Here is a 22,831-nt window from a genome sequence, read left to right as displayed (position 1 = left end):
TACTTATAAGAAGTAAATGAGAATGAATTTCAAAGGAGGGTGTTATGAATAAGTTAGGAATAGATATTGGTTATTCAACTCTTAAGTATGTTTACTTAGATAGTAATGATAATTTAATTGAAAGTAATTATATATTCCATAAAGGAAATATTAATAAATATTATAGTGAGTTAATTGAGAAGGTTAAAGCAATTAATAAAGAATCAAATATGGTTATTGGGATAACAGGAAGTTTATCATCAAGAATTAATTTAGATAAAAAGTATCATATCAATAATAGTATTTCTCTTATTGAAGGAGCTTTATTTAAAAATAAGAATGTTAAATCTATTATTGAACTTGGTGCACAAGAAACAAAATATATTACAGATATAGATGTTAAAAATGTAAAATTCTTCATGAATACAAGCTGTGCAGCTGGTACTGGTTCTTTTTTAGAAGAGCAGGCTTCAAGATTATCTATAGATATAAAAGATATATCACTTTATACAGAAAAAGCTACAGAAATTCCAAGAATAGCTGGAAGATGCAGCGTTTTTTCAAAGACTGATATGATACATCATATGCAGGATGGTGTAAAAGTAGAGGACATATTACAAGGATTATGCCATGCACTTGTAAGAAATTATAAAGCAAATGTTCTTCAGAAAAATAAGCTTAATAAACCAATCATGCTTTCTGGTGGGGTAATACATAACAAAGGAGTAGTTAAAGCTCTAAAGGATGTATTAAAGTTAGAAGACGAAGACATTATAATTGAAGAAAATTTTGAGTTGCTTACATGTTTTGGAGCTTGCAAGATAGCAGAAGAAAAAGGATTAATTATAGATGTAAATAAACTTAGCTCTTCTGAAAAATTAATTATAGAAAAGCCTAAAAATAGCTTATTTGAAAAATTAGATAAATTCGGAGTAAATGATGGTTTAAATAAACATAATTGTATAAACAATACTTTAAAAGAAGGTTACTTGGGCGTTGATATTGGATCAACAAGTATCAATTTTGTTGTTATTGATGAAGCTAACAACGTAATTGATTATATTTATACAAAAACTAATGGAAAACCAAAAGAAGTTGTTACTGAATATTTTGATATATTAAAGGAAAGATTAGGACAAGACTTTAAATTCAAAGGAATAGGTACAACTGGTTCTGGTAGAGAGTATATTGGAAAATTAATTAATGCAGATTTAATTGTAAATGAGATTACAGCGCAAGCAGAAGGTGCCATAAATGTATGTAGTGATGTTGACACCATATTTGAAATTGGTGGTCAGGATTCAAAATATATATGTATAGAAAATAAATTAGTAAAAGACTTTGAAATGAATAAAATATGCGCAGCAGGAACAGGAGCGTTTATAGAAGAGCAGATTAAGAAACTTGGAATAAGTATTAATGAGTTTGGAAAGGTTGCTTTAGAAGGCGATAGCCCTTGCAATTTAGGGGATAGATGTACTGTTTTTATTGAAGGAAACATAGGTAAAGCAATAGGAGAAGGCGAAAGTATTGAGAATATTTCAGCTGGACTTGCTTACTCTATAGTAAAAAATTATTTAAATAGAGTTGTTGGAAATAGACCTATTGGAAATAAAATTTTCCTTCAAGGTGGAATTGCTCATAATCAAGCAGTAGTAAATGCATTTAGAGCTTTACTTAATAAAGAAATTATCATTCCAGAATTCTTTAGTGTTACAGGCGCTTTAGGAACAGCAGTTTTAACAAAGGAAAGTATAAAGAATAACGAAAAAGATAAGAAACAAAATAGCAGTATAGATTATTCAAATAAAGGTGAAAAATTATTCTTAGACGGATATATAACTGATAAAGATGCTAATAAAAAAACAATAGGGATACCAAGAGTACTGTTTCTTAATAAAATGTTCCCGATGTTTAATGAGATATTCAAAAAATTAGGATATAATGTTTTACTTTCAGATGCAACTAATGAAGATATAATAGGCCTTAGCCAGGAATATTCGTTTGAAGAAACATGTTTTCCAGTTAAATTAATAAATGGGCATGTGGCATGGCTTCTACAGAGGAAAGTTGATTATATATTCCTGCCACATTTATACACTATGAAGCATGCAGGTTCAGATGTGAGAGAAGATTATGCATGTGTGTATATGCAGACTTCACCAAAGATAATTGAAAGCGTGTTTAATTTAGAAGAAAAAAATATAAAGTTAATATCACCAACATTATCATTTAATTTTGGTAAACAATATATGATTAAAACCTTATTAAGTATAGGAAAAGATCTTGGAAAAAATAAAATAGAAACAGCGGCAGCAGTAATGTCTGGTATGAAAAAGTTTATGGATTATGAAAAAAATCTTGAATCACTCGGATCGGATGTTTTAAAAAATATAGGTGAAGATGAAAAAGTATTTGTAATGATAAGCAGAGTATATAATATTGTTGATCCAGCATTAAACATGGGCATAGAAAATGAATTGAAAAAGCGTGGATATAAAGTACTTCATTTAACTCACCTTGAAGCTTCTGAAATGAATATTGGAGAAGAATATTCTAATATGTATTGGCCTTTTGGACAGCACATAATAACAGGAGCAAAAATTATAAGAAATCATAAAAATTTATATCCAATATACATTACTAACCATGGATGCGGACCAGATACAATTCTTACCCATTATTTTAAAAAGGAAATGGGAAGCAAGCCTTATTTGCATATAGAAGTAGATGAACACTCTTCAAAAGTTGGAGTAATTACAAGGGTAGAGGCATTTATAAATTCGATTAAAAATTGTGATAATAATGGCCTTTTAGAAAATAAAGTTGAGGAATCTGCTGAAGGTAATTATAGTAAAAAACTTGGAATGGTTAATGAAGTTAAATTTGATAATAAACTTCAAAACTCTAAGAATGAAATAGAAACTGAAAATGAAGTGATAATTCCATATATGTATCCATATAGCAATATACTAAAAGCTTTCTTAGAAAGAAAAAATAAAGAGGTTACAATATTAGAACCTGTAAGTGAAAGCACAATTGAAATTGGAAAGCAATTTTCAAGAGGAAAAGAATATTTCTCACTAACTGGTTTAATATCAGAAGTCATAAGTAAAGTTAAAGAAAGTGAAAAAGAATATACATTATATCTTCCTACAGATGAAGGAAGTGAAACCTTTGGGCAGTATGGGAAGCTTATACAATATAAAGCCTTAGAATGTGGCAGAAAACTAAATCTCGAAGCGCCATTTATAGAAGATTACTTAGGAGATAAAGATTTTGGTCTAGAATTCTTTAAAGCATTGGTAATAGGCGATCTAATTAATAGATTACATGAAGATAAAAAAGAAACATCCTTAGATGATTTAATTAAAGCAATAAAAAATAATAATATGACAGACTCATATTTTGATGAAAAATTAGAAATCCTAGATAGTGAGATATTAAAAGAAAATAAAAAGAAACTGCTTATAGTGGGAGAATCTTTGGTAGTGAATAAAGATTATTTAAATAATAATCTCATAAAAAGGCTAATGGAAAATTATGATGTTGTAAAGCAGCCCTTTGCGGAAGAATTATATATGCTATATGAAGATTTTAGCAATAAGAGAAATAAGACTAATAAGCAATATTTAAAATTAGTAGCTGAAGCTAAGAAGATTATTAATAAAGTTAATTTGATTTTAGAAGAAAAATCCCCATTTAATAAGGATATTGATAGTCTTAATGAAATACTAAAAGATAAGCTTCCAAATTATGCAGGAGGAAGCGGAAGATATAGGTTTGCTAAATTATTAACAGCAGAAAATGTTGATGGGATTATTGTTGTAAGCTCTATGTATGAAAATACAGCTACAATATTAAAAATATTAAGAGAAAAATATAAAGAAGAAATAAATATTCCTGTATTAGATCTATATTTTGATAGTAATATAAACAAAAATAATGAAGAACTAATAGAAACATTTACTGCTTATTTATAAAGTGAAACTTTTCAGGTGGAGTTTTTATACTCCAGCTGAATTTAGTTGAACTAATCCAGGAGCGTGCAGCCGTTATCTCCCACTTAAGCAGAGAACCTAAATCTATGATTTAGTGTGAATCGCTTACTCATCTGACTTTAGGAAGAGGAGTTTCATATATTGAGGGAGTGTTACGGATGCTAGCTATCGGATAAAAATATCAGATTATATAATGATTCAAATATAAAACATATTTTGTGTAGTAAAAACTAGACAATAAATAAAAAGGAGAATGTAATATGCAAGAATTAATTAAGAATATAGAAAAATCAAAGGCAATAGATTTTGACAGCTTAGTAAGCTGCAAGGAAGGTCAAATAGAAACTGTTACAATGGCTCAAAAGAAAGGTGTAGGACTTACTGCATTAGCTTTTGGAAAAGGTGAAGGCGTTGGGCCTCATGCAGCTAAAGGGGATGCTATGATTGTTATTCAGGAAGGAATAGCTACTGTAAAAATAGGTGATGAAGTAATGGAAGCTCATAAAGGGCAATTGGTAGTTATGCCTGCAAATATTCAGCATCAAGTAACTGCAAAAGAAGACATGAAGATGCTATTAATAGTAGTGAAAGAGGATTAAGCTTATGAAATATTTAAGAAACATAAAACCATTTGAACCAATAAAAATGAAAGATATGATAAGTCATTCAGGAAATACAATAGCAAGTAAGGCCCTAGTAGATAATGAAAAACATGAAGTTAGATTCTTTTCATATGCAAAGGGAGAAAGCATAGATAAGGAATATTATCAAATGGAATCATTATTTATTGTAATAGAAGGAGAAGCTAAAGTTGTTTACAATGAAAATGACGAATCAGTAATAAGCGAAGGTGATATTTTTGCATTAGAAGCTGATATACAATATGGAATAGAAGCATTAACAGATGTAAAGTTATTGAACATATTAATAAAAGAATAATTTATATCAAAAAATTGTGAATTTAAAAGCAAGGCTAGATTTTAGTCTTGCTTTTTAGAGGTTAGCTATGTTTAAAATTAGTATTGAAAATTGATATTTACTAGTGAAATAGGTTCAGTGGTATTGCAATTTGCAACTAAATACATAAGAAACTATATCAAGTGGTTCAAATATTGATGCAGATAAAGAAATAGTAAAGGCTAAGAACTTTATAATTCAAAGCAATGTAACACATTATATATCAAATTAAAAGTATAAAGGATAGAGAGCCAATCTATGTGTAACATGTGTGATATTTTGTAAATTATGTTATAATAAGCATTATTAAAAACTATAATCTAATAAACAGTAGTAACTCATATTTCGTAACAAGAATAATTTAGAGTATGATTTTAAAGATAGTAAGGTGATTATTTGGTGAAAAAGGAAAAGATAAGAATAGAAGAAGAGGCAGAACTTTTACTAAATGAGTTTAAAGAAATGTATGAACCTAAAAACAAAATCATTGATGATATTATATTGAATGGACAAAATGAATTGAGCAAAGGTAAAATTCCTCAAGTTGTTTTGAAGCATGTAGTCGTTGGAATTTATCGGGTAGTTTTTATTGAAAAAATTACTACTGGAGATAGAGCTTATAAAGTATTGCAAAAGATGGATAAACTTTCAAGGTCAAATGGTTGGTTACCTTTGGGAACTATAATTCCTTTTTAAAAAATAATAGTAAGAGAAGAACTTATTTCTTATATTGAGTATTATAGGCGGGCAATCCCACCTATAATTTTTTTTAGCTATATTTCAAGATCATATTAAAACATAGCTTAGTATTTAAAGAGTTTATTATAATTTAACAAAGGTAATGGTTCAGCTAAATCATCTTGCTATAGCCTAACTTCAGCAGCAGATGAAGAGTTCTCTGTTAAATATGTTGCAATTTAATTTCTACATTTGGGTTTTAACTTAGGACTTACCTAACTAAAGTTTTAAATGTAAATTTATTGCGACATATATACATAAATACAATTTTATATTGTAGTACATATATTCAAACTTAATAAAATTTAAGAAATTTATAATTGTAATATATGTTATTATTTAGTTATAATGTCAGAATATTTTAGTGGAAATAGAAGACTGTAGCAATGATAAATTTAGGCGATTTATAAAATGTGTTTAATAGAAAGGAATAGGTAAAATGAATGAAATATTTAGGCAAATACCATTGTATACATTTATCATGTTCTGTAATGAAACAACTATGGATAAAGTGGTTCTAGATTGTGGTGCAGGAGGGAATTGTCCACCGTTAAGCTTATTTTCGGAATATGGATATAAAACACATGGAATAGAATTTGATATTAATCAATTAAAAGAGGCTAATATGTATGCACATAAAAAAAATCAAGATTTAAATATTGAACACGGAGATATGAGATATTTAAAATTTGGAGATGAAACATTTAGCTTTGTTTATTCGTATAATTCAGTATTTCACATGAGAAAAGAAGATGTTTTAAAATCAATGAATGAAATGAAGCGTGTATTAAAGCCTGGAGGGTTGCTTTTTATAAATTTTCTTACGACAAAAGATTCTCGTTATAGTATAGGTATAGATATTGGTGAAAATCAATATGAGCAAATGGAGAGAAATACTTCTGTAATACATTCATATTTTGAGGAATGTGAGCCAGATACATATTTTGAAGATATGGAAATATTGCATAAAGAAATTAGGGTATTAGAAAGAATGGATGAAGGTGAAAAAATAAGACAAGGATTTGTTGATTATATTGTTAAGAAAATATAGTTTGGGTTAATATTTTTAAGAAAATAAAAAATGAGGGAGAGTTTAGTTATGAAGGATTTTGAAAGTATACTTAAATATTATAAGGAAGAATTGAAATGGAATCCGCCATTTGCTGATGCACTTTCTAAATATTCGCCAGATGGGTTAAGTGGATATTTGGCAATGCGTGAATCAATTGAAAATGGACATCTTCCTAAAAAAACAAGGGAATTAATTTTTACTATATTGGATAGTTTAGATGATGAAGTAAGTGGAGCAAAGGCACATGCTGTTGCAGCTGTAGAAGCAGGTTTAACTATGGAAGAATTAGTAGAAGCATATGTAATTGTAACTATTGTTAAGGGAATAAATGTACTGTGTAAAACAGGAACTCAGGCAATTAAAGCAGCTGAGGAAAGGTTAGAAGAGATAAAGCTAGCTAAAGGAGAGGAATAAAATGAAGTTTTCAAATCCAATGATAGTTGTTTCTAATATGGAGAAATCAAAGAAATTTTATTATGAAGTACTTGGCTTAGAGGTTGTTGTTGACTTTGGAGCAAATGTAACTTTGACTGGTGGTATTGCATTACAAACAAAAGATACTTGGTTATCATTTATATGCAAACAGAATGATGAAATTGCTTTTGGTGGAAATGTAGCGGAATTATATTTTGAGGAAGATGATTTTTACAGCTTTAGTCAAAAGCTTACCAGCATCTCAGATATTAATTATGTACATCCTATGGTAGAACATTCTTGGGGGCAGCGTGTTGTTAGATTTTATGATCCTGATAATCATATTATTGAAGTTGGAGAAAATATAGTGATGGTCGTAAAAAGATTCCTAAATAATGGTCTGTCCATAGAAGAAACAGCTGTTAGAATGGATGTACCAGTTGATTATATAGTGTCTTGTTTAAAATAGATATAAAAAAATGGCAATACTATAATCTTAGATTGTTTACAGAAAAATGATTAGAAATTCTAATATAGAACAACATGAAAAAGTCCTTAAAGGATTTAAAAACAATATATAAATACAATTATATATTGTTTAGATTAACTAATATTTTACTAAAGTTAATTAATATGACATGATGCTGTCAAGTTTTATGCTGTATTATTATACAAAATAGGAGGTGTAGTTATGGAGCAATATGCGGATAAAGAAACTTTCATAAATGAAATAAAAAAGACAGCAACACTTTTTATAAAGGAATTTGATAATGTAGCAGAAAGTGATAGGGATCTTATTATAGAAGGAGTTGATAGAACCCCTGGACAAATCATTGCATATCAGCTTGGATGGATGGAATTGCTTAAAAGCTGGGAAAGTGATGAATTGGCTGGAAAGGAAGTAATAACACCAGATAAAGATTTTAAATGGAATCAACTAGGAAAGTTATATGAAAGATTTTATGCTAAGTATAATGATTATTCTTTATCAGAGTTAAAGGAAATGTACATTTCAAAAGTTGATGATATTATTTTATGGATAAAAGATTTTAATGAGGATAAGTTGTTTAATCCAGGAGGCAGAAAGTGGGCAGAGTCAACACCATCTAATTGGCCAGTTTGGAAATGGATTCACATAAATACTGTTGCGCCTTTTAAGTCTTTTCGCAGCAAAATCAGAAAATGGAAGAAACTTCGTGCGGCACAGGTATAATGCATTAATTAAGTACTGCATAGCAATAATGAGCAAGAATTTATCTATACTAAGTAGGAAAATATGAGGGGGGGAATTAAAATTATAATAAAGTATTTCATTAGGGGGAGTTGAGATGAATTGGCTTGGTATATTACCAATTTTAATTGGAGTAATCTATTTAATATATTCTATTTGTTGTAAGGATAAAATTACTTACTACAATAAAAGATTTGCAAGAAAAACAGAAATGACAATTATAAAACCAAGAGAATTTTTTAGGATGCAGTTAAAGTTTGCAATATTAAATTCAGTGTATCTTATTATAGCTGGAATAGTAATAATAATTTTTAATGCTTCTAATATTTTGGTTATATTATCATTTCCAGGATTTCATTTTATAAATCTTATATTAGTAATACAAAGTAAAATGAAGGGGTATACTTACTATGAATAATGCATAATTAGTAATTATATCAAAACGTAATTATGATAATTAAAATTTAAACGTTTATTCTTAATAAGTATGTGAGGCTTCGTATATGAGGAGGAAAAGTTTTGAAAACATCATTTATTATTGGTTTAATTATTGCGATGGTGTCATATATAGCAGGATTTTTAATGAATGATTATAATATAACATTAAAAATATCTGGTTTTTTAAGTGCTTTTTGTATTGTTATATGTGGAATTTTAAATGGTTCATTTATTAGTGGCGATAAATACTTAGCTAATTACCTAAGTGAAGGAAAAGATGAGAGAAATAAAAGGACAAAAATAGTAAGTAATTTGCTGACTATTTTAATGCCTAACATTGTTGTTTGTATAATAGTATTGGTGTTTATAAACTTCCATCACTAAGATATAGAATTATGAATAAATAAATTTTGAAATATAAGAAGGGCACTATTTCTAGTGCCTTTTAGTAAAAGGTAACACTTGAATTACCAACGATTATGATTAAGGAACCATAATCAAATGGCTTTAAAGTGTGTTCAGTGGATTCGGCTTCTAACTTTACCATTTCCTTCATGGAATAATCAGAATCAAGTATAAAGATAATAGCCTTGCCGCTAGGAGAATCAATCTTAACTGTCATAGGAGTACTTATTAATAAATTTGAATCTCTTGCATTATAAATTCCTTGAGAAAGAGTTTTACCAGATTGACTATAAGCGCTGGTTGTCAATGATGTAAATAATACTAATAAGAAAGCAAATAATGCTGTACGAAATCTCTTCATTAAAAATCATCCACCTTTCTTAATTAAACTGTATAATTAATTGATTTATTTTATTATGTGAAAAGTTAATATATATATTCAGAATAGATATTTATTTAATAATACAAAAATAAGCCCTTGCAAATAAGGGCTTATTCTGGTGGTTCACTTTTAATGAAATTAAATTACTACTATTTTACGAGAGTAGTATATGTCATTTATAAAAAAATATTCAAAACTATAATATTGTAAATAATTGTTAGGTTAAATAAATAATAAAAAAGAGATAGCAGGGTAATTTAAAATGCTATCTCTTTACCATAGTTGAAAGTTAATACTTCAATGATAATTGTTTGCATAAGTTAAATGAAATATTCACCAATATTAAAATTTTTCACATTACATAGAAAAATTTTAATATTGTAAACTATGAATTATTTATTTTGTAGAAAGTCCTTTTTTAGATTATTATAAAAGTAAATAATTATATTTATTATAATTACCTCTATGGTTAGTACAGGAAAAATCAAGTCTTCCTTTAATGTAACTATTAAAAAGCTAATAAAAGATAAGCATCCTATAAGTAAATTGTAAGTTCCCTCAAATTTTAAGTATTCTTTTTCATCAATTATAGTATATTTTCTTTTAGCAATATTAAGTTTAAGAGAAGTAATAGCCTTTAATGAATTGAAACGACAGCTAAAGCCAATTACAAATAGCAATATTGAAAGTACTAAGAAAAAATATTCTTCCAAAAAGCAGATAAATTCATTCATGTTGATCCCCCATTTTATTTGTAATATATAAATTTACAATAATATGCAATATTATATTAATTTTAAAGAATATATAAATGTGAATCAAGCAATAACTAGAATAAATAGTTTTTCGGAACAAAATATTTATGATTTTGTTAAGTTACCGCACAAATTTAGTTTTAAAGCTCGATATCTATAATAAAAAATCCACTCTATGAATTTTCAACATAGAGTGGATTTTGTAAGTTTTATCTATTCCCCGTTAATATTAACATTAATACTTAATGAATTAATATAATCCTCGATTTTACTTTTTGAATCATGATTTATTTTATATGAAATAGTAAAATCTTTTTCTAAAAAAATATAATATATCTTTATAATTAAAACCTCATTTTTTTCTTCTATAAAGTCAAGGCTTCTTATATCTATATATTCAATGAATTTATTTCCAATAAAAATTCCATCTTCAAGAAAATACATTTTAGATACAACTTTGTCATATAAAAATAGACATAAAATAATAATAAATATAAGAGTACAATTACTTAGAAGTAAGTATAAAGAAAAGCTTTCTACAATATTTCTTACTATAAGAAATACAATAAAGATATACATAAAATATGAGTGTTTATTGGAACGCAAATGTGAATCAATTACTAAATTAGCTTTTTTATCTCCAACCAATCTATGGTATGACTGGATATAATTTATCATAAAAATTAATGATAAGCAGAAAAAAACAAGGAATAGAAGAATATCTAAATATTTAAACAATAAAATAATAAATCACCTCAATCTAAACTTAATCAAGTTATATTATACATAATTATATGACAAAAATAAACACAATAGCATTATGCTTACATAAAAATAAAAGTATATAATCCATAAACTTTAAAGATTATATACTTTTATTTTATATTATTAAACACTTTTTAATACACATCTCAAAGAAATAAATGGTTTTTATATTAGAGAAATCTAAAAGATAAACTTTAATTAATCTTAATTTTGATTTCATTTAGAGCTGAATTCATGGAATCTAGAAGATTTAATTTATCAGTAAGTTCCTTAATTATTTCCTGATAATTTTTTTCTCTTTCTTCCTGCCTTAGGTCTCTAGATTCCTGTGCTTTTAATATGTATACTATAAGCACACAACTAAGTAATGTCCAAATTCCTTGAGTCATAGCAACCTTTATAAGATCATCATACATAATATCATCCCTCCATATATAACCGAGTTTTTAGTACATTTAAAGAAACTCTTTTAGATTTATTTACAGATTGCCTAGATATTTTGAGAATTTTACCAATTTCAATATCTGAAAGCTGCATATGAAATTTATAATAAACAATTTGTTTTTGTCTAGGTTTTAATGATGAAATTAAATCGTTGAAGAATACATCTGAATAATCATTGATGGAATTATTTTTATTAAATGATTCTAATGATTCATCGTCAGAATTAAAGATGAGAAGGTTTTTATCACGATTAACTTTATATGATAATCTAATTGCTTGATTTCTAAGACATCTTTTTATATATCTTAAAGCATCTGCACTAGAAACAAATTTATATAATTTTATTTTTGTAATTAATTCATAAAGAAATATGATAAGGTCTGTTTCAGCTTCAGGATATTTTAGTTTATAGCTTAGGTATTTTATCTTTGGATTAAAATAAGATAAGGTTTCTATAAAATTATCTTTATCTTTCTGAAATATGATAAGTTTCTCTAATAAGTCTATATCCATATTCTGACCTCCAAGCGATTTATTTAGGATTGTTTATTTCCTGTTAAATAAAGTTAATGTCATGACATATATTAATTTTAACGGTTATGCTGATAAAGTAAAACTGGCGATATCATAGAAACTGAATTATATTATGATATGGTATACATGAAACTTATGTTTTCATCTGTTATCTTAAATTTGCTAAAAAGATTATCTGTAATAATGATAAAATAGTTGAACTTCAAAAAATAATATTAGATGTTGAACTAGATGAATTTTCATTAATCTTTCAGGTTTACTATAATAAGTTTATAGTCAGTTAAATAATTGCTATAGACTAACTGATTATGCAGCTAAAAAGAAAATACCTTATCATAAAATTATTAGAAAGAAAAATGCTGCCCTAAAGAAAATTAAAGATAGACATTTGGAGAGATAAAAATAACCTACAGAGATTCTGAAGGTTATTTCTATAATGTACACTTTATAATATTATTACAAAAGCGCATTTACAATTTAGAGTAAATATAAAATTTGTAAGTCGTGTATGTTTATGTTAAAATATGCTCGTATTAAAATACAACAAGTTAATACAATAAGGAGAATAAAATTGAAAAAAATAAAAATTATCTTATTAGTAGCAGCTATATTAGTAACATTAAGTGGTTGTGGAAATCAAAAACCACAAAATAATGCTAACCCAACCAATAATGATACAACCATTGAGGCTACTACAGATACTAGTGATAATACTACTAGCAACAGTGATTCAAAAAATACAGATAATAATACTGAAACAAATAAGACTGCCAGCTTATCTACTGATAGCAAAGATAGAAATATTGCAGTGGAGAAAAACAATAATGGCAAAAATAATAATTCTAATGCACAAAGCAATGATAAAGAAACTAGTAATGATGAAAAATCATTTTATGGTAATTGGGAAATCAAAAAAGTGGCAGGGTATGCAAAGGTATCTGTTGGTGAAAAAACATCACTAATAGGTTTAAAGATTAGTTTGTCCAATAACTTAGCGACCTTTGGTAATGAATCTTATAATAATCCACAATATAAGATGACAAACAAAACTCAAAATAATATGGCGAGTGAGTATAAGACCAATCTTTCAAAAATAGGTGTTAGCACTGATTCTATTATGCAATTAAATGTATCAGATAAAATAACTTTATTCATCAAGGACAATAATACTTTAATTTATTTTGATGAAGGTGTATTTTATGAGGTTAAAAGAGAATAATGAAATATAAATATATAAAGATAAAAGAGGTAAAGAGGTTAAGAAAAAGGGAATCAGCAAATTCAATTTTCAATAGAAATGTCCTTAGAGCATAAGAGAATTAAACGAGGTAGACACAAAGAAGATGTGTATCACATACACAACATATAAATGCAATACACTCTAATTTAAAAAGATGGATGCGTAGGTTTAATGGAGTTGCAACTAAATATCTTTCAAACTATCTTAAATGGTTTAAATAGCTTAAAGTTTTTAGTGTGGAAAAAGACACTATTAAAGACTAAGAATTTTATAATTCAAAGCAATATACTATATAATTATACATACTATGGTAAAGGCATTTAAAAATAGAGAACCAAAATTTATTTAAATAGAATTATTTATGGGAGAAAGAAAACGTGAAAAAATCTATAGGAAAAGAATTGTTAAAATTATCAACTGGTGAATTAGCAAGTGTTTTTGCGTTTTGGTTGTGTTATTTTATATGGTTTAAAGAACATACAGTTCAAGTTATTTACCCATTAACAGTATTATGTTTAATATTGTTACAAGGTTCAGTTTATTGGTTTATATGTCTAAAGAGACTTACAAATAAGAATATAACTTTTAACTCAACTGGCAAATTTTATTTTGTGCTAAAGTATATTAACCTGCTATTAATTTTAGGATATATCCCTATATTAATAGTTAGTAAATCAATTTCATTTAAGTATTATTTTTGGGGAGTATTTTTGATGCTGTTTGCTATTATAGAATTTATTAATTATTTTTTAGTACGGTTATCATATCCCAATATAGGAATTCTGATTTCTCAAATAAAAACAAGAAGTTTAAGAAAAAGTAAATTAGCAAAAGAAATACAAGTTTCAAGATTATAACATAATTCGTATAAGTAAAATATTTTGTAAACTCATTCAAACAAAAGGAACAGGAAAGATGTATCCTTTTGTTTATATAATTTATCAACATACATTTAAAACAAAGCTTAATTATAAATTTATATGTTTTTTAAGGAGATACTATTTATGAAGAAATATGATACAGTTATATTTGATTTGGATGGAACGCTTCTTGACACTCTTGAAGATCTTGCTGATAGCGTGAATTTTGCATTAGGAAAATATAATTTTCCATCTAGAAAAAAGGAAGAAGTTAGAAGTTTTGTAGGAAACGGAGTTGGGCGTTTAATGGAGCTTTCTGTACCTGACGGCTTAAATAATCCTTATTATAAGGAATGTCTTGCAGATTTTCGGAGTCATTATTCAAAAAATATGCAAAATAAAACTAAAGTATATGAAGGAATCATGGGGCTTTTAGATGTTTTATCAAAGGAAAACTATAAGATTGCAATTGTTTCTAATAAATTTGATTCAGCAGTAAAAGAGCTTAATAAGATTTATTTTGAACAATATATAAAAGTTGCGATTGGAGAAAGTTCAAATATTGCTAAAAAGCCAGCCCCTGATACAGTAATTAAAGCTTTAAAGGAGTTAGATTCTACTGATGATAAAGCTATATATGTTGGCGATTCAGAAGTAGATGTAAAAACAGCTAGAAATGCTGGAGTTAAATGTGTAGGCGTAACTTGGGGATTTAGAGATAGAGAGCTTCTAAAGGAAAAAGGTGCTGATTACATTATAGACAAGCCTTGCAAGTTACTAGAGATAGTTGGTGATTCTGAGAACTGCAAATGATGAATCTATTTTAAGAGTAGCTTTTAAAGTATTTTTTAAATACAGAGATACGGCATATAATAAAATTTAGATTTAAGATAAATATATATAGTTTAGTGAAAATTGCATTTAACATAAATATATGTAGTTTTTGGCAAGAATAAAAAATGGTTGAATCATAAAAAATATTTTTAAATACAAAATTATGTTATGAGGAAGTGTAAATTATGGTTAATGAATATTGTCCTAAATGTCATGCATTAGAAATTATGAATGTAAATACTGTAGAGAGAAATGAAGAAGACGAAAAAGGGAATCTTTTTAAGATTATAACAAATAGTTATAATTGTAATACCTGCAATACATTTGTAAGAAGTGAGGATAAAAAGATACAAATAGAGTATAAGGAAGCATAATAGGGATAAGAATAACTTTTTACGTATAGTTCAATTTATTACAATAATATTTTAATATTGTTGAAATGGAAACAAAAGAGTAATATAATATTGTTAATGCGTTAAAAAGTGGGAGGATAGGCCATGAACAAACAAGAACAGGTCTTAATGGATTTTAGGAAAGTATTTAATAAGATGGCTTGGCTTAATAAACTTAAGATGGAAGATAGTCTTAAGGGATATAACCCATCAGAAGTACATTACATTGAATGTATTGGAAGAAACGTAGAGTCCAACGTGACAAAACTTGCAGAGTCTCTTTATATGACTAGGGGAGCTATAAGTAAAATGACAAAGAAGCTTATACAAAGAGGCATTATAGAAAGCTATCAGAAACCAGATAATAAGAAAGAAATCTATTTTAGGCTCACTGAACAAGGGCAAAAAGTTTATGACCTCCATGAAAAGCTGCATAAAGAGTTTCAAGATCGAGATAAAGTCGTATTTGAACAAGTGACTGATGAACAATTTGACGCTATGCTTGGATTCATAGAAAAATATAGCAGGCATTTGGACGCAGAAATAAATAAACTTGGAATAGATTCTAAATCTGATAAATCTGAATAATTAAAATAAAACTATAAGCAGCCTAATTCCACTTGGAATGGGCTGTATTTTTATTGTATGGTAAATATTATCAAGTATAAGGTTTATGTCGCCTTACTAGGCGACACAGTCCATAGATGACGCAGAGTACATTCCAAAGAACTAAGCTCAAGTGCTTTCATCGGAGTCGTTCCTAGCGTTTTGCTACTTATTTTTTCGACTTCTTGATCATTTCCACGCCATCGAACGCCAGGCTTTCAATTTCCACTGATTTTTTCAGCATATATTTATCAAAAAACGCCTTTGTATAAGTTGTAAGAATGTTGCGCAGCTCCATTGCATCCCTGGTTCCTCTTAATGACAGTTGCAAGGCTTCATTTTTAGCAAGAAATATGAAATCGCCGAAGTCAAAATGCACTACATTATCAAGAATGACAAAATAGGTTTCTCCGCTGTTTGATTCAAGAAAAAGCGCATCCACATTATAGGATACCGTACTGCCGAGCATCATGAAGGGTTTCTTAAGGTCGCTATCCTGACAAAATAGACCACCGTCAAAATCGATGCCGCAGACAAATCGGTCGTCGTCACGGCAAACAATTGCTGTTGTAGCTCCTCCAAATGAGTGCCCGAACACGCCAATGCCGATTTCAAGTTTCAATCTGTCTTTAAATATGGATCCAATGTCACCTGTATTCATTTTGTACAGGCAATCTGCTACATATCTTATGTCCTCGCTCTGAAGATCGGCATACTTTGCAAACTTGACTGCTCCAGGTGACGAAGTTACTTTACGAGAAATTTCAAGTGCTTTTTCTTTTTCAAGCTTCTCTACCAGAATTGGAGCTATATCCTTTGTCACTGGGTCAGTGCCGAATTCCTGTAAATCTTCGTAATATTTCTTTGAAATGTGACTAAGTCGCCCATCCTTGAGTCTGTATACACCTCCTCCTTGATGACCAATTGCTACAACAATATAGCCAGCACTTGCCAGGTCTTGGCAGGTTACAGTATTTTGCTGCGGGTATGTAGTTCCGCCATGAACATAGAATACAACTGGATAACGATTTTCCTTTTGAGATAATGCCAGATCTTCGTAACAGCATGTTTTAATATTGAAATCAAAAAAATTATCCATTTCAAGACCATTCTTAACCATACTTTCATTCCACAGTGATGGCAGCTCTGGAAATGCGTATTCTGCTGTTGGCTTGCCTTCGCTGCTGTCGGACGGATAAAAGAAAAACGCTGTCAGTTCTCTTTCTGAATTATCTGATGCTACGTACTTAAAATCAATTTGTGTTCGCCCGACGGTATAGTTGCCGATCGGTTTTGGAAATGCGTCATAAGTTTTCATTTTTTTGTTCCTCTCTCTCGTTTTATAATAATTGTAGTGTTTACGAAACCCGAACGGCATAGTGCTACAAATACTTTCGGGCTTCGAATGCTATAAAATGATTTCCATCATATCTTAATGGATTCGTATCTATTCCTTGACTTTCTTGAGATTGCTCATGAGCTCAGAATACTTATGATCTTCAACCAAACCATGGCAGAAAAAGTCTGTAAAGTATTTGCTGACCTTATGCTGCAGCTCAAAGTCCTTAATACCGAATTCCCTAAAAAATAAAATCAAATTAAATTGCATTGTCTCAAACATAAAAGAAATCAGGTTGTCGTCAATATCTGGCCGTAGATATCCATCAAACCTCATTCGGCGAAGAATGTCCTTAACCAAAGGGAATGATTCGCCCTTCAGTACATTCAGGTATATGTGAAGCAAGATGTTCTCGGGAATGGATAAAATTGTTTCAATGAACTTGACTTCCAATTCATTAAGCGGTTCGGCCCCAATCCCATTATCATTATCAAATAAGCCGGTAAGGAAAATCTGCAAAATTGAATCTTGATTACGGTTATTAAAAAATTCAGCTCTTTTCTGGGTCACATTTTGTATCAAGAGACAATAAAGATCATCTTTATCATCAAAATACCGATAAAATGTTCCAGGATGCATGGACAATGCGTCTAAAGTCATCTTCATATTTATATCATCGTATGGATAATTAACAAAAAGCTGCATAGCGCTATTTGATATTTCCTCGCGTTTTGTTTCATCCAGGCGAAAGAAAGCTTTTTTTGGCATAGAACCCTCCTTATTGTTGTGTGAATCTATTCGCTATATACTGTGAATGCATTCACAGTATATAATAAATGGATTAAAGTGTCAACTGTGATAGTAAACAATTTATTGTATATATTTTTGCCTAACCTAACTATATATTTCCATCTTGCGGCGGAATACTTTTTTCAGAAGATTTGACGGTTTGTCAGGTCTGCTTTGTGGTTGAGTTTGGGGTAATACACCTCTTCCATGCTGAGCATGCCTGCTGTTCAATCTTCTTTGATGCCAATACTTGCTGAACCAATTCTTTTGTGCTGTCGCCAATCTTGAAAGCTCAGGCAATAAAGCGGTCACTTGCTATTGTTAAAATTTTGTGTGGCTTATACCAGAGATTTCATAATTCCTTTGTAATAAAATTGTATGTAACGTAGTCTTACCAACGCAATGCCAGTAAAAATATGTAATTTTAGGTAAATTATAATATTTAAAGTGAAATTAACTATAAGTTAACTGGTATTTAAAATAAAAGGAGTAACTTTATATAAGAACAAAATATTTAGAAGGTGGTAAGATTATATGAAAATTAGTAAGAAAGTTAAATTCATGCTTCCAATTGCTGTAGCTACAGTCATGGCTACGTCTGCCAGTATACCTTTTATAAGGAACGTTAATGCCGAAATTACTGGTATATCAGGTATTGAAAATTTCTCATTACCTAAGGTTACAGGACCTTATAATATTAATGCAAATGTTGGTTCTGATCCAAAAGAGCTTGATTTTGCTTGGTTCACACAATCTTCTGGAAAGACACAAATAAAAATTTCACGTACATCTAATATGAATGGTACAGAATTTCCAACTTCTGCAGATATTCAGGATGCGGAACAAACTGTTGTAAAAGCTACACAATCTATTAATCAGAGTGAGACAGCCCTTACAGATATTGATGGAAAGGCTACTCCTGCTAATAATGGGGATGATGTTTATAATGGGAAGAAAACAGCAGGTGCTCCAACTGGTGAATATTCAAATAAAGTGAAAGTAAAAGGGTTAGATCCAGATACACAGTACTCTTATTCTGTAAGTGATGGACAAGGCAATTGGAGTCCAGTTTATACAATTACCACACTACCTACCGATAAAGTAACGTTTGCTGCTTTTGGTGATCCACAAATTGGTGCATTTGATAATTCTAAAGGTACTGCCAAATCTAATGCTACAGGTGGTCACAAGAACTTAAATGATGATAAAACAGGCTGGAATAATATGCTGAAACTAGTGACTCAAAATAAGGACTTAAACTTCCTTTTTTCAATGGGAGATCAAATTAACGACTATAATTACTTAGTTCAACCTTCAAATTCATCTGATGGACAATGGTATCAATATAGGGATTTCTTTAATCCAGATTCTACAGTGAATTACATGCAAAATATGCCTTTAGCTGCTTTTTGTGGTAATCATGATCATCAAATGGGTGAATATTATGGCTATCACTACAATCAGCCTAATATAAGTAAGTTAGGTGCTACACAATATGGAAATGATGGTGACTACTGGTTTACTGCTGGTCCAGTATTATTTTTAGTATTGAATGCAAATAACTATGGTACTGCTGATCATGATCAATTTATAGCAGAGGCTATTAAAGCCAATCCAAATGTAAAGTGGAAGGTTGCTACATGGCACCAATCTGCATACAGCGAAGCTAATCACAATACTAAAAATGAACTTGATGATCCAGTTTTAACAATACGTAATACTTGGACAAAAATGATGGATAAATACAATATAGATGTTGTACTACAAGGGCATGATCACTACTATACTCGTACTGCACAAATGTTAAATGGAAGTGCTGTTGATCCTAATACTGGTGCTCCTGAAACTTTGAAAAATAGTAGCAACGCTTCTGTACCAGGCACTACAAATCCAAATGCTACTTATGCAAAAAAAGAATATCCAGACAGTGTAACTAATCCTAAGGGAACAGTTTACTTTACTCTTGATTCAGGTACAGGAAGTAAATATTATGACTTCAACAAGGGTAATAATGATACAATTGGCGGAAGTGCTGATCATTCATTTAGTGTTGTTGGATGGCAGGGGTATGTTCCATCGTACTCATATGTAAGTTTCACTGATGATACATTTACAATCAATACTTATGCAGCAAATGATTATACAATTGGTAATCAATCATTAATTGATAGCTACACTATTACAAAGAAATAATAAATAAGCATAACTTAGTAAAAGACAAAAGTTCAGTTTATATTGACTGGACTGTTTGTCATATAAAATTAAACTGCTTTTTATAAGGCAGTATAGAAGTAGGAGAATAGCATGAATATTATGAATATAAAATTAGGTTGGATTTCATCTATTAAGATAGGGGGCAAAATTATTGGATCTATTGCCATTTTGTCTGTTTACATTATACTGGCTATACTTTTTAGCTCACATACGCCTATTTATAATCCATTTAGTTCAGGAGCTGGTGGAGAAGTACATTATGAAAAGGGTAAGGTTCTCTCAATTGATGAGCAGATAATAAATTCATCAGGGTTTTCTGGGCTTTACATTGGAAGACAGATTGTAGATGTACTTATAGAAAGTGGGCAATATAAAGGACAGACTTTTAAGGTTAATAATGCCCTTAATTATGATACTAATTTTATTCTTCATAATGGACAGGATATTGTGGTGTCTGTTAATACATCTACTGATGATAAATCATACGTAAATGTTTATATGTTTGCACCATATCGTGTTGTTCCTTTACTTGTACTTATAGGCCTTTTTATTGGAGCAATCTGCTTAGTAGGTGGATGGCGTGGTTTTCATTCTGTTCTAGGGATAATATTTACCTTGACCACGGTATTATTTATTTTTGTTCCATTACTTTTCATGGGTGTGTCTGATGTCTTGGCAACTATATTGCTTGTCATTGTAACTTCTTGCGTAACCCTCTTTCTAGTAGGCGGCTTTGACAGAAAAACTTTGTCCGCTGTATTAGGAACAGTGGCAGGTGTTGTTGTATCAGTTGTAATTATGCTTATTTTTAGTAGGATTCTAGGTATATCTGGTTATACATCTTCAGATACAGATGCATTGCTTAACATTGCTGGACAAAGCAAGCTGCAGGTGAAAGACCTTTTATTTACAGGTATCATTATTGCTTCACTTGGAGCTGTAATGGATATTGCTATTTCTATTGCTACCTCAATCAATGAACTAAAGAAGCAAAATCAGGAGGCTTCCTTCAGTGAATTATTCAGTTCAGGTATGAATATTGGACGAGATATGATGGGGACTATGAGTAATACTCTTATTTTAGCGTTCTTAGGTGAATCCATTTTCTCTTTTATTTTAATGTACTCTTATCAAGTACAGTTTAGGCAATTGATTAACTCAAATGGTGTTGCAATTGATATTCTTAATGCTGTTTGCGGGAGCTTAGCAGTTATACTTACAGTTCCAATTGTATCGGCTATTGCAGCAAAACTGCTTCAAGGAAAGCAAAGTTCCGTTAAAGAACAAGAAACTAGTTCTAATGCACTTTAGATACCGGAACTTATGCATATAACTTGCCGAAATCATAAATATTTTGATTCCGAAAAGCTATGAAAATATCACTGAAGGTTCTAAGCAGCAGGTTGCATCCACTTTAGCATGCTCCAACTTTCAGTTTGACAAGCTAAAATGGAACAACCTACGGCTAAGAACCTTTAACAGCTCATTTTCAAATGTTTTCTACACAAATATATTTATGATTTCTAGTGCAGATATGAACTCAAAGTTTTAGCGACTTTGTAAATATGTTCATCTAATAAGTTTAATTCTTAAATTGTTTATCTATAATAAAACAACAAGCAGCCTATAAATATTTGTAATAGGCTGCATTTTTATTGGTGATATTTTGTTGACAGGTAAACAAAATGGTGTTAAGATGATTTTGTTGAGAGGTAAACAAAAAAGTATCTGCTACGAAAGGAGAATTTAAAATGAAATCAGAAAGTACAAAACAAATTATAGATATAAAAGATATGCAAGGAGGAAAAAGTATGAATGTAATCGGAATTAGTGCTAGTTCACGAAAAGAAGGGAATACTGCCTGGATAGTAAATAAAATACTCAAAGGTGCGAAAGAACAAGGTGCTGAAACTCAATTCTTTGATTTCAATAATCTTGATATCAAACCATGTCAAGGATGTTGGGCCTGCCATAAAGGTGATCAGGGGTGTGTTATCAAAGATGATATGCAAAAACTTAATGATGCAATTGACCGTGCAAATGTGATTGTTTTCGGTTCGCCGATTTATATGATGCAGATGAGTGCTCAAGGAAAGATCATCATTGACAGGATGTTTGCACGATTCTCTCCACGATACTCTCCATATTTTAAGGAAGAAAGCGCAGCTGAAAAAAGGCTAATGCTTACGTTTAATCAGGGAAATCCGGATCCAGAACTGTTCAAGTCGTATATTGATTATACTAAGCACATGTTTGAGATGCTTGAATTTGATGTTACAGAGGTACCGGTTGTTACTGGTTTGAGAAATGGACCAGCAAATGAAAGAGAAGATCTTAACATTATGTTAAAAGATGTAGGAAAAACAATTGTTTCGGAAGGGATCTCGAAGTAATAAGGATACTAGGTATCTTTGCTCATTTCTCCATTTTGGAGGGATGGTC

Annotated in this window: 25 protein-coding genes and 2 pseudogenes; 20 read left to right on the top strand and 7 right to left on the bottom strand. The window is 29.6% G+C overall.

What is annotated here, in order from left to right; genetic code table 11:
- The first annotated feature begins 44 nt into the window (after positions 1 to 44).
- The 11 genes and pseudogenes from T483_RS0104225 (at position 45) to T483_RS0104180 (ending at position 9,214) form a co-directional block, all read left to right on the top strand.
- Positions 45 to 3,962, top strand: a complete 3,918-nt coding sequence (locus tag T483_RS0104225; RefSeq protein ID WP_026885713.1) for an acyl-CoA dehydratase activase — start codon at positions 45 to 47, stop codon at positions 3,960 to 3,962.
- 278 nt (positions 3,963 to 4,240) lie between these two features.
- Positions 4,241 to 4,579 carry a cupin domain-containing protein gene (locus T483_RS0104220; RefSeq protein ID WP_026885712.1) on the top strand — a complete coding sequence of 113 codons (339 nt, stop codon included), beginning with the start codon at positions 4,241 to 4,243 and terminating at the stop codon, positions 4,577 to 4,579.
- Positions 4,580 to 4,583: 4 nt separating this feature from the next.
- Entirely contained in the window at positions 4,584 to 4,919 is a 336-nt protein-coding gene (locus T483_RS0104215) for a cupin (RefSeq protein WP_026885711.1), read from the top strand.
- A gap of 132 nt (positions 4,920 to 5,051) precedes the next feature.
- A pseudogene (locus tag T483_RS30900) lies at positions 5,052 to 5,203 on the top strand (IS1595 family transposase); the annotation flags it as partial.
- Between the two features lie 133 nt (positions 5,204 to 5,336).
- On the top strand, positions 5,337 to 5,633 hold the full coding sequence (locus T483_RS0104210; protein ID WP_026885710.1) for a hypothetical protein: 297 nt from the start codon (positions 5,337 to 5,339) through the stop codon (positions 5,631 to 5,633).
- A gap of 481 nt (positions 5,634 to 6,114) precedes the next feature.
- On the top strand, positions 6,115 to 6,726 hold the full coding sequence (locus T483_RS0104205) for a class I SAM-dependent methyltransferase (RefSeq protein WP_026885709.1): 612 nt from the start codon (positions 6,115 to 6,117) through the stop codon (positions 6,724 to 6,726).
- Positions 6,727 to 6,774: 48 nt separating this feature from the next.
- Positions 6,775 to 7,161 carry a carboxymuconolactone decarboxylase family protein gene (locus T483_RS0104200; RefSeq protein ID WP_017213060.1) on the top strand — a complete coding sequence of 129 codons (387 nt, stop codon included), beginning with the start codon at positions 6,775 to 6,777 and terminating at the stop codon, positions 7,159 to 7,161.
- 1 nt (position 7,162) lies between these two features.
- Positions 7,163 to 7,630 (top strand): VOC family protein, encoded by a 468-nt coding sequence (locus T483_RS0104195; protein WP_026885708.1) that lies wholly within the window; start codon positions 7,163 to 7,165, stop codon positions 7,628 to 7,630.
- Between the two features lie 222 nt (positions 7,631 to 7,852).
- Entirely contained in the window at positions 7,853 to 8,374 is a 522-nt protein-coding gene (locus T483_RS0104190; protein WP_026885707.1) for a ClbS/DfsB family four-helix bundle protein, read from the top strand.
- Positions 8,375 to 8,489: 115 nt separating this feature from the next.
- Positions 8,490 to 8,810: a hypothetical protein gene (locus tag T483_RS0104185; RefSeq protein WP_026885706.1), complete on the top strand. Its 321-nt coding sequence runs from the start codon at positions 8,490 to 8,492 to the stop codon at positions 8,808 to 8,810.
- A 101-nt stretch (positions 8,811 to 8,911) separates the two neighbouring features.
- Positions 8,912 to 9,214 carry a DUF5316 domain-containing protein gene (locus T483_RS0104180; RefSeq protein ID WP_026885705.1) on the top strand — a complete coding sequence of 101 codons (303 nt, stop codon included), beginning with the start codon at positions 8,912 to 8,914 and terminating at the stop codon, positions 9,212 to 9,214.
- 61 nt (positions 9,215 to 9,275) lie between these two features.
- Here the strand turns inward: T483_RS0104180 and T483_RS0104175 are convergent, their stop codons facing one another.
- The 5 genes from T483_RS0104175 to T483_RS0104155 form a co-directional block, all read right to left on the bottom strand.
- Positions 9,276 to 9,596 carry a hypothetical protein gene (locus tag T483_RS0104175; RefSeq protein WP_026885704.1) on the bottom strand — a complete coding sequence of 107 codons (321 nt, stop codon included), beginning with the start codon at positions 9,594 to 9,596 and terminating at the stop codon, positions 9,276 to 9,278.
- Positions 9,597 to 10,009: 413 nt separating this feature from the next.
- Positions 10,010 to 10,351 carry a hypothetical protein gene (locus T483_RS0104170; RefSeq protein WP_026885703.1) on the bottom strand — a complete coding sequence of 114 codons (342 nt, stop codon included), beginning with the start codon at positions 10,349 to 10,351 and terminating at the stop codon, positions 10,010 to 10,012.
- A gap of 234 nt (positions 10,352 to 10,585) precedes the next feature.
- Positions 10,586 to 10,816: a DUF5673 domain-containing protein gene (locus T483_RS32025; RefSeq protein ID WP_242841796.1), complete on the bottom strand. Its 231-nt coding sequence runs from the start codon at positions 10,814 to 10,816 to the stop codon at positions 10,586 to 10,588.
- Positions 10,817 to 11,331: 515 nt separating this feature from the next.
- On the bottom strand, positions 11,332 to 11,553 hold the full coding sequence (locus tag T483_RS0104160) for a BhlA/UviB family holin-like peptide (protein ID WP_026885701.1): 222 nt from the start codon (positions 11,551 to 11,553) through the stop codon (positions 11,332 to 11,334).
- 4 nt (positions 11,554 to 11,557) lie between these two features.
- Positions 11,558 to 12,094: an RNA polymerase sigma factor gene (locus T483_RS0104155; RefSeq protein ID WP_026885700.1), complete on the bottom strand. Its 537-nt coding sequence runs from the start codon at positions 12,092 to 12,094 to the stop codon at positions 11,558 to 11,560.
- Between the two features lie 592 nt (positions 12,095 to 12,686).
- On the opposite strand from T483_RS0104155, the gene T483_RS0104150 reads away from it, so the two are divergent.
- The 6 genes and pseudogenes from T483_RS0104150 to T483_RS0104125 all read left to right on the top strand — a co-directional run bounded on the left by T483_RS0104150 (position 12,687) and on the right by T483_RS0104125 (position 16,029).
- Positions 12,687 to 13,334 (top strand): LptM family lipoprotein, encoded by a 648-nt coding sequence (locus T483_RS0104150; RefSeq protein ID WP_026885699.1) that lies wholly within the window; start codon positions 12,687 to 12,689, stop codon positions 13,332 to 13,334.
- A 60-nt stretch (positions 13,335 to 13,394) separates the two neighbouring features.
- A pseudogene (locus T483_RS31505) lies at positions 13,395 to 13,704 on the top strand (IS1595 family transposase); the annotation flags it as partial.
- 28 nt (positions 13,705 to 13,732) lie between these two features.
- A complete protein-coding gene (locus T483_RS0104140) occupies positions 13,733 to 14,212 on the top strand; it encodes a hypothetical protein (RefSeq protein ID WP_026885698.1) in 480 nt (159 codons plus the stop codon).
- Between the two features lie 147 nt (positions 14,213 to 14,359).
- Entirely contained in the window at positions 14,360 to 15,028 is a 669-nt protein-coding gene (locus tag T483_RS0104135; RefSeq protein ID WP_026885697.1) for an HAD family hydrolase, read from the top strand.
- A 206-nt stretch (positions 15,029 to 15,234) separates the two neighbouring features.
- On the top strand, positions 15,235 to 15,423 hold the full coding sequence (locus T483_RS0104130; RefSeq protein WP_026885696.1) for a hypothetical protein: 189 nt from the start codon (positions 15,235 to 15,237) through the stop codon (positions 15,421 to 15,423).
- Positions 15,424 to 15,546: 123 nt separating this feature from the next.
- The gene (locus tag T483_RS0104125; protein ID WP_026885695.1) at positions 15,547 to 16,029 is read left to right on the top strand and encodes a MarR family transcriptional regulator; all 483 of its coding nucleotides are present in this window, start codon (positions 15,547 to 15,549) and stop codon (positions 16,027 to 16,029) included.
- A gap of 187 nt (positions 16,030 to 16,216) precedes the next feature.
- On the opposite strand, the gene T483_RS0104120 is transcribed toward T483_RS0104125, so the two are convergent.
- Together T483_RS0104120 and T483_RS0104115 are read right to left on the bottom strand one after the other, a co-directional pair.
- Positions 16,217 to 17,365, bottom strand: coding sequence for a choline esterase (locus T483_RS0104120; protein ID WP_026885694.1), 1,149 nt, complete (start codon positions 17,363 to 17,365; stop codon positions 16,217 to 16,219).
- Between the two features lie 129 nt (positions 17,366 to 17,494).
- On the bottom strand, positions 17,495 to 18,154 hold the full coding sequence (locus tag T483_RS0104115) for a TetR/AcrR family transcriptional regulator (protein WP_026885693.1): 660 nt from the start codon (positions 18,152 to 18,154) through the stop codon (positions 17,495 to 17,497).
- A gap of 555 nt (positions 18,155 to 18,709) precedes the next feature.
- On the opposite strand from T483_RS0104115, the gene T483_RS0104110 reads away from it, so the two are divergent.
- The 3 genes from T483_RS0104110 (at position 18,710) to T483_RS0104100 (ending at position 22,782) form a co-directional block, all read left to right on the top strand.
- Positions 18,710 to 20,368, top strand: coding sequence for a purple acid phosphatase family protein (locus T483_RS0104110; RefSeq protein WP_026885692.1), 1,659 nt, complete (start codon positions 18,710 to 18,712; stop codon positions 20,366 to 20,368).
- Positions 20,369 to 20,479: 111 nt separating this feature from the next.
- Positions 20,480 to 21,700, top strand: coding sequence for a YibE/F family protein (locus tag T483_RS0104105; protein WP_026885691.1), 1,221 nt, complete (start codon positions 20,480 to 20,482; stop codon positions 21,698 to 21,700).
- Between the two features lie 500 nt (positions 21,701 to 22,200).
- Positions 22,201 to 22,782, top strand: coding sequence for a flavodoxin family protein (locus tag T483_RS0104100; RefSeq protein ID WP_026885690.1), 582 nt, complete (start codon positions 22,201 to 22,203; stop codon positions 22,780 to 22,782).
- Positions 22,783 to 22,831: the final 49 nt, after the last annotated feature.

The sequence above is a fragment of the Clostridium beijerinckii HUN142 genome (assembly GCF_000621745.1).
GTDB lineage: Bacteria > Bacillota > Clostridia > Clostridiales > Clostridiaceae > Clostridium > Clostridium beijerinckii_A.
The sequence above is the reverse complement of the archived record's forward strand: the minus strand, read 5'-3'. Positions and strand labels throughout refer to the sequence as shown.